This is a genomic window from uncultured Ilumatobacter sp. (assembly GCF_963980585.1).
In the GTDB taxonomy this organism is placed as follows: Bacteria; Actinomycetota; Acidimicrobiia; order Acidimicrobiales; family Ilumatobacteraceae; genus Ilumatobacter_A.
On the sequence record NZ_CAXCAM010000011.1, the window covers coordinates 63,334 to 74,018 of the forward strand.

The 10,685-nt window shown below is 62.3% G+C and carries 10 protein-coding genes; 7 read left to right on the forward strand and 3 right to left on the reverse strand.

Going from position 1 to position 10,685, the window contains the following annotated elements:
- Nucleotides 1-41 precede the first annotated feature (41 nt).
- On the forward strand, nucleotides 42-1,472 hold the full coding sequence (locus tag ACH2DW_RS05620; protein WP_394928738.1) for a sigma 54-interacting transcriptional regulator: 1,431 nt from the start codon (nucleotides 42-44) through the stop codon (nucleotides 1,470-1,472).
- 54 nt (nucleotides 1,473-1,526) lie between these two features.
- Complete coding sequence (locus ACH2DW_RS05625) at nucleotides 1,527-2,525, forward strand: hypothetical protein (RefSeq protein WP_394928739.1); 999 nt, start codon at nucleotides 1,527-1,529, stop codon at nucleotides 2,523-2,525.
- Between the two features lie 49 nt (nucleotides 2,526-2,574).
- On the opposite strand, the gene ACH2DW_RS05630 is transcribed toward ACH2DW_RS05625, so the two are convergent.
- Both ACH2DW_RS05630 and ACH2DW_RS05635 read right to left on the reverse strand, forming a co-directional pair.
- Nucleotides 2,575-3,480 carry a family 1 glycosylhydrolase gene (locus ACH2DW_RS05630; protein WP_394928740.1) on the reverse strand — a complete coding sequence of 302 codons (906 nt, stop codon included), beginning with the start codon at nucleotides 3,478-3,480 and terminating at the stop codon, nucleotides 2,575-2,577.
- Between the two features lie 21 nt (nucleotides 3,481-3,501).
- Nucleotides 3,502-4,047, reverse strand: coding sequence for an adenylate/guanylate cyclase domain-containing protein (locus tag ACH2DW_RS05635; RefSeq protein WP_394928741.1), 546 nt, complete (start codon nucleotides 4,045-4,047; stop codon nucleotides 3,502-3,504).
- A 194-nt stretch (nucleotides 4,048-4,241) separates the two neighbouring features.
- Here ACH2DW_RS05635 and ACH2DW_RS05640 point away from each other — a divergent pair, with 194 nt between their 5' ends.
- From ACH2DW_RS05640 to ACH2DW_RS05650, 3 genes are all read left to right on the forward strand, one after another.
- Nucleotides 4,242-6,254: a VWA domain-containing protein gene (locus ACH2DW_RS05640; protein ID WP_394928742.1), complete on the forward strand. Its 2,013-nt coding sequence runs from the start codon at nucleotides 4,242-4,244 to the stop codon at nucleotides 6,252-6,254.
- 289 nt (nucleotides 6,255-6,543) lie between these two features.
- Nucleotides 6,544-6,843, forward strand: a complete 300-nt coding sequence (locus ACH2DW_RS05645) for a WhiB family transcriptional regulator (RefSeq protein WP_394928743.1) — start codon at nucleotides 6,544-6,546, stop codon at nucleotides 6,841-6,843.
- 42 nt (nucleotides 6,844-6,885) lie between these two features.
- The gene (locus ACH2DW_RS05650) at nucleotides 6,886-7,068 is read left to right on the forward strand and encodes a twin-arginine translocase TatA/TatE family subunit (protein WP_394928744.1); all 183 of its coding nucleotides are present in this window, start codon (nucleotides 6,886-6,888) and stop codon (nucleotides 7,066-7,068) included.
- 145 nt (nucleotides 7,069-7,213) lie between these two features.
- Here the strand turns inward: ACH2DW_RS05650 and ACH2DW_RS05655 are convergent, their stop codons facing one another.
- Nucleotides 7,214-7,606, reverse strand: coding sequence for a WhiB family transcriptional regulator (locus ACH2DW_RS05655; RefSeq protein ID WP_394928745.1), 393 nt, complete (start codon nucleotides 7,604-7,606; stop codon nucleotides 7,214-7,216).
- A 343-nt stretch (nucleotides 7,607-7,949) separates the two neighbouring features.
- On the opposite strand from ACH2DW_RS05655, the gene ACH2DW_RS05660 reads away from it, so the two are divergent.
- Together ACH2DW_RS05660 and ppk1 are read left to right on the forward strand one after the other, a co-directional pair.
- A complete protein-coding gene (locus ACH2DW_RS05660) occupies nucleotides 7,950-8,216 on the forward strand; it encodes a hypothetical protein (protein ID WP_394928746.1) in 267 nt (88 codons plus the stop codon).
- A 13-nt stretch (nucleotides 8,217-8,229) separates the two neighbouring features.
- On the forward strand, nucleotides 8,230-10,326 hold the full coding sequence (gene ppk1, locus ACH2DW_RS05665) for a polyphosphate kinase 1 (RefSeq protein ID WP_394928747.1): 2,097 nt from the start codon (nucleotides 8,230-8,232) through the stop codon (nucleotides 10,324-10,326).
- Nucleotides 10,327-10,685 lie beyond the last annotated feature (359 nt).

A 10,685-nucleotide genomic window follows, 5' to 3' on the forward strand; every position in this document is an offset into this window, starting at 1 on the left:
CCGGATGAACATGGGCGACACAGCTGGGTTAGGTTCACCGCATGGCAGACGCAGGCGCTCCCAGCGCATCCACGCTCGGTGAATTGAAAGCATCTGGATGGGTCTCTCGGCCCGTCAAGCAGGAGGTTCGCGAGCACGCAATCGCGAAGGTGGCGGCCGGCGAGCCGCTGTTCGCCGGCGTGCAGGGCTACGAAGAGACGGTGATGCCGCAGCTTGAGAATGCGTTGCTGGCTGGCCACGACGTGGTGTTTCTCGGCGAACGTGGTCAGGCCAAGACGCGCATGATCCGCTCGCTGACCGGCCTGCTCGACGAGTGGATGCCGATCATTGCGGGCAGTGAGATCAATGACGATCCGTATCACCCTGTCTCCAAGCACTCCCGGGACTTGGTTGCTGAATTGGGCGACGATGCGCCGATCGACTGGGTCCACCGCGACACGCGGTACGGCGAGAAGCTCGCCACGCCCGATACGTCGATCGCCGACCTGATTGGCGAGGTCGACCCCATCAAGGTTGCCGAAGGCCGGTACCTCTCTGACGAGCTCACGCTGCACTATGGGATGGTCCCGCGCACCAACCGCGGGATCTTTGCAATGAATGAACTTCCGGACCTCGCGGAGCGGATTCAGGTCGGCCTGTTGAACGTTCTCGAAGAGCGCGACGTCCAGATCCGCGGCTACAAGATCCGTTTGCCGCTCGACGTGATGCTGATGGCATCGGCGAACCCGGAGGACTACACCAACCGCGGCCGCATCATCACGCCGCTCAAGGATCGTTTCGGCAGCCAGATTCGCACGCACTACCCACTCGACGTGCGGACCGAGATCGACATCATGCTGCAGGAGGCCGCGTCGCTCGACGTCGACACGCCCAACGGCGCGATCAAGGTCACGGTGCCCGACTACTTGACCGAGGTCGTTGCGACCTTCTCGCACTTGGCGCGATCGAGCAACCAAGTCAATCAGCGCAGCGGCGTCAGTGTCCGGCTCAGTGTGAGTAACTACGAAGCGATGGCGGCCAACGCGCTGCGGCGTGGGTTGCGGTCTGGTGAGACCAGCCCTGTTGCCCGCGTGGACGACCTCGGTGCGCTGGCCGCGAGCTCGATGGGCAAGATTGAGATTGAATCGATCGAGGAAGGTCGCGACGGCGTGATCATGGAAAGCCTCATCAAGGGCGCGGTCCTCACGGTTTTCAAAGACACCGTTCCGCCTGAGCACACACGGGCTGTTGTCGATGCATTCGAAGAAGGCGCGGTGGCACACACCGGAGAGTCGATGACCAGTGCCGAGCTCGCTGCAGTCGTCGAGCAAGTTGATGCGCTGCGCGCTCCTGTTGCTGTGCTGACCGGCGGCGATGAGTCTCCGGCGTCGGTTGCTGCCGCTGTCGAGTTCATCCTCGAGGGTTTGCACCTGTCGAAGCGCCTGAACAAAGACGCCAGCGGCGAGTCGGCCACCTATCGCGGCCGTACCTGATGCTGTTGCCCGTTTCGCCGGGTTCGACGGAGTCGAGTCTGAGACACTGACCCTGTGACTGCTGCGATCCTGCCGTTCTCGGCCCAGCCGCCGGGCTTTGACTGGTTGGATGATGAACCCGGATTCGACCCTGCGGTTCATCTGCAACTCGAGATGCCCGCTGTGGTGCGGACACTCGATGAGTTCGGTTACTCCGACGACGAAATTGCCAGCACCGCGACTCGTGTCGCGGCGACGTCAGCGTTTCGGGTGCTTTCAGCAGAGGGGGCCGCAGTGATGCTCGACATCGCGCGTCGGCTTGAGCGCTTTGCGCAGGCCAACCCGCGGATCGAACGATCGGTGCGCAGCGGCTGCCATCAGTCTCGTTGGCTCCGGGACCTGTGTATCTCGCCGGATGTGACCGAGCATCTCTGCTCGATCTACTCGGTCGATGTTGCGCCGCATCCGATCTCGTCGCAGCTGGGGCACCTCAACTTCGCACCGGCTGAGATCGGCTCGGCCGTCGACAAGTGGCACCACGACACCCTTGCGCTGGACTACGTGATGATGGTCGCTGATCCGCAGGTGCTCGATGGTGGTGATTTCGAGTACTTCGTCGGGACGAAGGCCGAGGTTGCGGTGATGGCTGACCGCGGTGAACGTCCACCCGCCGACCGCTGTGTGAGCGTCGAATGGCCCGGACCAGGTTTCGCCGTTGCGCTGCACGGCAATATGGTGGTTCATCGTGGCGGCCCGCTGCACCAGTTGGGCGAGCGCATTTCGATGGTCAACGGATATGTCGCTACCGATGTTCGTGTCGATGATCAGACTCGCAATATTGATCTCTTCCACGTCGATGAGCCCGTGACTCTGACGCGGGAGTGGGCGCGATATGCCGCGTGGCGTTCACGTCGTCGGCTCGACCTGCTGATCGCCGACATGGACCATGCCGACTCGGTCGCTGAGCCGTTTGACGTGGTGCAGCGGCTGGTTCACGCCACACACGACGTCGGCGTCGCGATCACGGATCTGCAGCGCACAGACCGTCCCGAGATCCATCACTATGAGCATTGACCCTGAGCATCGACCAGGAAGACTGGCCTGTGCCCACTCGGGCGATTTCTCAGATGGCGGCGGGAAGGTAGGCCTCGGCTGCCGGCTGCGGGGCACGCTCGGCGCTGAGGAGACCGTTGGGTGAATCGGGGCCGGCGATTGCTGGATCGAGAAAGACCACGCCAAGGTCGACGCCATCGTCGATCGCACCCGTGACTGCGTTGACAAAGGAGGCAACGAGCTGCCCGGCGACATCGGCATCGTGGTGATGTGGCGTGAACTGGCTGATGATCAGTTGATGGTCTGCTGCGGCGTCGGCAGCTGCGCCGATGGTGTCGTGCAGCCGGACGCGAATCTGATCGAGGCGCCCGTCGTCCGGTTCGGAATCGGCGAGTTCGCCGTGTGCCAGGGTGATCCCGATGATGTCGGAAGTGTCGAGGTAATCGCCGACGGAGTCGAGCCGTTCGGCATCAAGCGCCGCGACGACTGGCGTGGAGCCGCCGCTCAGTGTCGTCCACGTGTTGCGCCAGGCCGATGCAGAGAATTGGCTGTCGATGCCGGTGAACGGAATCCACCCGGCGATGTCTTCGCCGAAGCGGTCGGCGACTCGCTCGGCGAAGCGTGGCCACCATTTCTCAGCGACGGTGTCATCGTGAATTCCGCCCTCGTTGGTGACCCAGCGTGGCTCTGCCCCGTCGTGCAGGGTTGCCCAGACGCGCAGCCCGATGGCGTCCGATGCAGCGATCATCTGCTCGAAGCGGTCTGACCAGTCACCGTCGAAGTCGCCTGGCTTCGGCTGGAGCCGCGCCCAATCGAACGTGAGCCGAATGTCGGTGATACCGAGTTCCTGGAGGAGCGCGAGGTCGTCGGGCCAGCGCTTGTAAAACCCGTTGCCGGCTGTCGGGCCGAGATTTGACGTGTCAGCGTGACCGAACGTCGTCGCCGTCGTCAGCGTCGCGCCGCGGGTGAAGGTCATGAGGGAAACGGTGATCGAGAATCAGATGAACGGCGTGCGCGTCCAGAGATCTTCGGTGTCAGCGTCGATCGGCAACGGAACGCCGGTCAACGCCACCACGTCGATCGGGCCGGGAAACCCGCGCAGCTCAACTTCGCCGACCGAGGTGGCGTTGACGCCCTCGGGCAGCCGCTCGATGTGCATCGTGGGCATCAATGCGTTGATGCCTTTCGCGTGATCACAGAGGCGCGATGCCATGTTGACCGCAGAGCCGATGTAGTCATCGCCTTCGAACAACAACGCATGGCCAGTAGCGAGCCCGGAACGTACCGTGAGCGGTGCGCAGACTTCGTTGGACCGCCGGTCGAGGTCGAGCACGAACGCGATGGCGTCAGCCTGGTCGACGGCGACGACCATGCAGCCGTCGCCGAGCCACTTGGCGATGCGGACGCCTCGCTCGGACGCAACCGCACGAACGATGGTGCGGAACGCGCCGAGAATCCGCCCGGCGGCGTCGTCGCCAAAGGCAGCGGTGTAGTTCGTGAATCCGGAGAGATCGACGAAGACAAAGGTGCGCGGTACCCGCATAAAGCCCATGCTATTGCATCCTCACATCAATGTGGTTTGAACTGCAGATGAACAAGTTGTGCCGTTGACACCTCTCCGCCGCGTCCCTCTCTCGTTTGCGTACCTGTCATGTGTCGCCAACGACAGGTGTCAGGTACGCAAACGCTGGGTTGGCCAGCAGGACGTGTGTAGCCGGAAGCAAGTAGGTTCGGCACATGACGTCACGGTTCCAGTACTCCCGGTGGGATGGCACGCAGACCGGTTTCGAATTCGATGCTGACGCTGCTTTCGACGAGTTGACCGACGAGCTGCTGTACCACGGCGACGTCAACGCGGCATTGCGCAAGATGATGCAGGACGGGATGCGTGACCGCGACGGCAACCAGTTGCAAGGCCTGCGGGAATTGCTTGAACAGCTGCGCGAGGAGCGACAGAACCGTCTCGACCAGCATGATCTGGGTGGCGTGTACGACGAGATCAACGACGAACTCAATGACCTGATTGACGAAGAACGTCATGCCATCGAAAACGCCCTGAACGATGCGCAGCGCTCGGGTGACGAACGACGCGCCGAGAACGCGCAGAACGCCGCGATGGAACGCAATATGCGGCTCGATCTGATGCCTGATGATCTCGCCGGAAAGGTCCGCGAACTCGACACGTACAACTTCGAGTCGAAAGAGGCCAAGCAACGCTTCGATCAGCTGATGGAGAAGCTCAAAGAGCAGCTGATGCAACAGATGGTCGACCAGATGTCGGGTGCGATGGAGCAGATGGGGCCCGAAGACATGGCCCGCATGAAAGACATGATGCAAGCGCTCAATGAGATGCTCGAGAAGCATCAGCGCGGTGAGGACCCGGGCTTCGAGGACTTCATGGAGAAGTTCGGCGACTTCTTCCCTGAGCAGCCCGAGTCAGTGGAAGAACTGCTCGAGCAGATGGCCCAACGGATGGCCGCGATGCAGGCGATGATGAACTCGATGTCGCCCGAGCAGCGGGCGCAGATGCAGCAGCTCAGCGATCAGCTCATGGACGACATGGATCTGCAATGGCAAATGCAACAGCTGTCCGGGAATCTGCAGCAGATGTTTCCGCAGATGCAGTGGAACCAGAGTTACGACTTCGATGGCCAGGATCCGATGGGCATGGGGCAAGCCATGCAGCAGATGCAAGAGCTCGGTGATTTGGACCAGCTCGAGAACCTCCTGCGCAACGCGTCGAGCCCGAGCGCCCTGGCCGAAGCCGACATGGACAAAGTCCGCGACTTAATGGGCGACGATGCCGCGAAGTCGCTCGGGCGGCTGGCTGAGCTGACCAAACAGCTCGAGGAAGCTGGTCTCATCGAGCAGAAAGAAGGGCGCTTGGAGATGACCCCGAAGGGTCTCCGCAAGATTGGTTCCAATGCGCTGCGTGAACTGTTCTCGAAGCTTGCCAAGGATCAGATTGGCCAGCACGAGACCAGCAACATCGGCCAAGGCCACGAGCGCACGTATGACACCAAGGCGTACGAGTACGGCGACCCGTTCCAGCTCGACCTCAATCGCACGATCCGCAATGCCGTGCGGCGAACGGGCGGTGGGTCACCGGTCGATCTGCACCCCGACGACTTCGAGATTGAGAAGACCGAGCATTTCACGCGTTCGTCGACGGTGCTGATGCTCGACCTGTCGCTCTCGATGCCGATGCGCGACAACTTCCTGCCGGCGAAGAAGGTTGCCATGGCGTTGCACAGCCTCATTTCGTCGCAGTTCCCGCGCGACTACCTCGGCCTGGTCGGGTTCTCTGAGACCGCCCGAGTCCTCACTCCGGAGCAACTGCCCGAGGTGTCGTGGGACTTCGTCTACGGCACCAACATGCACCATGGCTTCACGCTCGCTCGCCAGCTGCTCGCTCGGGAGTCCGGGACGAAGCAGATCATCATGATCACCGACGGTGAGCCAACGGCGCACATCACGCCTGACGGCTATCCCTTCTTCAACTATCCGCCGGCGCGTGAAACCATTGAAGCAACGCTGCGCGAAGTCGTGCGCTGCACGAAAGAGCAGATCCGCATCAACACCTTCGGCCTCGGCGCCGACGGATCGTTGCGGGCATTCATCGAGCAGATGACCTCGATCAACCGGGGTCGTGCGTTTTTTACGACTCCGGAAAACCTCGGGGATTACGTGCTTGTCGACTTCATGGAGGGCAAACGCGCCCTTGCGAGAAGCGCCCGCCGCGCTGGCTGAGCTCCGCGCTGGTCGAGGGCCCAGCTGCCGAAGGGCGAAGGGTGTCATTGGTTCGTCATGTCCGCGCGAACAGCGCGAACGATTCGCGCGTTGCGCGCGATTCTTTTGAACGCGCACTTGCAAACCGGGGAACCGCTCTGGCAGAATGACATTACTGTAGTTACAAGGTTGTTGCGATGGCGTCAAGCATTCACGCTGCACCGGGGACCGACGCGCACTGCATGTCAAAAAAACCTTGCAAAAAGCCAGAGCAACTCATCGTTATCCGGACCCGTCAGGAGGTCCTCTCATGCAGTTCATTACGACATCGAGTATCACCGTCAGTGCCACGCCCGTCGAACCCGAACAGGACTGGCACGACCACGCCAACTGTCTCGGCGTCGACCCCGACTTGTTCTTCCCCGAGCGCGGGGCGTCCACGCGTGAGGCCAAGGAAGTCTGTCGGGGTTGCGAAGTGCAACACGATTGCCTTGAGTTCGCACTGCAGAACGGCGAGAAGTTCGGAATTTGGGGCGGTCTGTCTGAACGCGAGCGTCGACGCATCCGCCGACAACGTGCTCAGGTTGCTCGCTCGATCATCGGGGCCTGACGTCGCGCTGCGAACCGCAGCGATGTGAGGTAACCTCATCAGATGATCGGTTTCACGCTTGGTGGCCCAGAGGGCATCATTCTTCTCGTTCTTGTCCTCGTGCTTTTTGGTGGCTCGCAGCTACCCAAGCTCGCCAAGAACCTCGGCAAGGCGCAGAAAGAGTTCAAGGACGGGCTCGACGAGGCGAACAAGCCACGCGAGGACGCCAAGACCGAAGCGGACTGAGCTTGAGCCGGTCGTCCCGGCCGACTCGACAAAGTCAACTCGACAAACAACGAACGCCCGGCCAGCACGGCCGGGCGTTCGTTATTTTCGAGTCAAGTGAGTGGGGCGATGTTCACGCCACGCGACGTCCGGCAGGGGCGCGACGTCAGACCGAGACGTCAACGGAGACGGACGATGTCGCCGTCAGAGCGTCCTCGCGACGCCGCTTCGAGATGCGTCGCCGCTCACGCTCGCTGCAGCCGCCCCAGACCCCGTGGTCGATTCGTGCATCGAGTGCGTACTCAAGGCAGGCTGCGGCGACGGGACAGTCGCGACAGATCTTGCGGGCGCGATCGACGCCGACGCCGTCGCTGGGGAAGAAGGTCGCCGGCGGGTGGAGACGGCAGTTGCCGTCGGCCATCCATGCTGTTTCGGAGTCTGGGTCGTGGGGAGCGGTGTTCAGCTCCTCGGGCCGCTCATTGAGCGCGGCCCGGTCTGCGCGGCTCAGGCCCGATGGCCGATCGGTGTGGCGGGCTGAGTTTCTGTTGCGCTTCATCATGTCTCGTCCTCTCGACGTTGTGTTCGTTTGCGGGATCAGTCGGTGCTGATGGGCATCGACTGAATCGCTGCTTGACATTTTGACGTCTGGAAACAGTGCTTGGTTCCCAATTTCTTGTTCGTTTCGAGATGTTCGTGCCGACGACCGTCTGCGGATGTCGCGACCTCGTCAACTCGGTTGCTGGAGCGATGCTCGCATCGCTCTGTTGCGTTGTTGACAGGAAACTGTAACACGTTCGTAACGATCGGTGGGATCTCTCGACAGAAAGTTTCTTGGCATGATTGCGCCGGGCGACCCAACGATCAGCGAGCCTGCTGCCCTCCGAGGCGGTATCGTCGTCGCAATGAGTGACGTCGCCGTCGAGCCCCAAGAACCCCGAGCACATGCCCGGATCGTGTATCACGGCCCGGTCGCGCCGCACTGGGAGGTCTACGGAGACTGGGGCGACCGACAGACGCTTGACGAATTCCGCGCCCGCGTGCTCGCTCGCCTGGTCCTCGTCCCGCGTGATGATCCGCAGTTCCGCCGCAACCGCGAGCGCATCGTGCGCGATGCCGAGCGCGAATTGATCTCGATCGAGTGGGATCTGGGTCGCCCTGAAGACGCCTGAGCTCCCTGGGTCTGTGAGAAGCACGGAAATCGACGAGCGGTTCCTGAACCGCGAGCTCAGTTGGCTCGCGTTCAATGAACGGGTACTGCAGCTCGCGTCCGAGCCCGGGATCCCGCTGCTCGAACGTGCAAAGTTCTGTGCCATTGCGTCGACCAACCTCGACGAGTTCTTCCAGGTCCGAGTTGCAGCGCTCAAAGACCAACTGATCGCCGGCATCGACCAACCGACCTGGGACGGCCGTACCCCAGCCCAGCAGCTTGCTGCGATCGCGGTCTGGGTGCCCGAGATGATCGAGCGTCTCGACGACGCGTTCGTTGACCACCTCGTGCCCGAACTCCGTGCCGCCGGTGTCGAGATCATCGGCTGGGAGGACACAACGCCCGCCGAGCGCGTCGAGCTTGATGACTTCTACGAGGAGCGGATGTTTCCGGTTCTCACGCCGTTGGCTGTCGATCCTGGCCACCCGTTCCCGTACATCTCTGACCTTGCGCTGTCGCTCGCCGTCAACGTGGCCGATCCTGAGACGGGTGACCGCCGATTTGCTCGGCTCAAAGTTCCGGACGTGTTCCCGCGACTCATCGAGTGTTCGCCCGGTCGGTTCTTACCCGCCGAATTGGTGATCGGTGCCAAGCTCGACCGACTCTTTGTCGGCATGGTCGTTGAGAACTGGGCAACGTTCCGCGTGAGCCGCAATGGCGACTTGACGGTTGAAGACGAAGAAGCCGATGACCTGCTCGAGGCCGTTGAAATGGAGCTCCGTCGACGGCGGTTCAACCAGGCAGTACGTCTCGAGGTTGCCGCCGACATCGGCGACGAGATCCTCGATCTTCTGGTTCGGGAACTCGACCTGTCGCGAGAAGACGTCACGCTCCATCGCTCCCCGCTCGATCTCAGCTGCCTCTCCCAATTGATGTCACTCGATCGACCGGACTTGAAGGACACGCCCTGGCCGCCTGCGACCGCTGGCCGGATCGCAGCGGCTGACGAGGGCGATCGGCCGATCTTCGACGTGGTCCGCCATCGCGCAGCGATGCTGCATCACCCGTACGAGAGTTTCTCAAGCAGCATCGAGGAGTTCATCTCTCAGGCTGCGGACGACTCGAAGGTGCAGTCGATCAAGATGACGCTGTACCGGGCGGGCGGCGACAGCGCAATCATCCGGAGCCTCATGAAGGCGGCCGATCGCGGCAAGCAGGTCGCCGTGCTCGTCGAGATCAAGGCGCGCTTCGATGAGGCGACCAACGTGCAGTGGGCCAAACAGCTCGAACGCGCCGGTGTCCACGTGGTGTACGGCATGGTCGGTCTGAAGACGCACAGCAAGGTGGTGCTCGTCGTGCGGGATGATGGCGATCAGCTGCGGCGCTACGTCCACATCGGCACGGGGAACTACAACAGCAAGACCGCGCGCAACTACGAAGACATCGGAGTCATCACGTGCGACCCCGATATCGGCGCTGACGCAGCACAACTGTTCAATCACCTCACTGGCTATAGCCGCGCACACGACTACTCGACGTTGCTCGTTGCGCCGCGCGACCTGCGTCGCCAACTCCTCGACCTGATCGAGCACGAAGCCAGCTTCGGCGCCGAGGGCGAAATCGTCATGAAGTGCAACTCGATTGCCGACGATGAGATGGTCGAAGCGCTCTATGCCGCGAGTGAGGCCGGTGTCCGCATCGAACTCCTCGTGCGTGGCATCTGCTGTCTGCGTGCCGGCGTGCCCGGTATGAGCGAGAACATCCGCGTCCGCAGCATTCTTGGGCGCTATCTCGAGCACAGTCGCATCTACCGCTTCAAGCACGGCAACGTGGTCGTGAACGGTCGGCTGCCTGGCGCGCAGAGCGACGAGGTCTATCTCATTGGTTCAGCGGACCTCATGCCGCGCAACCTCAACCGCCGCGTTGAGGTGTTGGTGCCAATCGAACACGCTCGACACCGTGCATGGCTCGACCAGGCCATCAACTTCCAACTCGCCGATGGCATCGTGTGCTGGGAGCTCCAGCCCGATGACACGTGGCAACGGATGGGTCCGACTGACGTGTTCGCGCCACATCCGCAAGAGCAGATGTACCGATGGGCCGTCGAACAGCAGACGCCGCCGCGCGGCTGACGCGCTCCACGTCGGCGACCGACCGCAGATTGTGGTCTCGTTGAACACATCGCGACTTCGCGGGCCGCTGTTCGCACGCGCGTCGAGAACAGTTCACCTCTCGTTCACCTGACGCTGCGGCCGGATTCACCTCGGGTCCGTAGCTTGCCTCTCGCTGGTCGCCATCGCCATCTTCGGCGTGACGCGGCAGCGTGAAGCCATTCTTATCCGATACCCCTCAGGAGTGAAACGTGAACTCACCCAAGCGCCGGCTCTTCGCCGGAGCACTTGCACTGACCCTCGTTGCCGCCGCGTGCGGCAGCGACGACGACTCGTCCGAGGAGACCGGCGATACGTCGGCCCCCACCGAGGAGACCGGC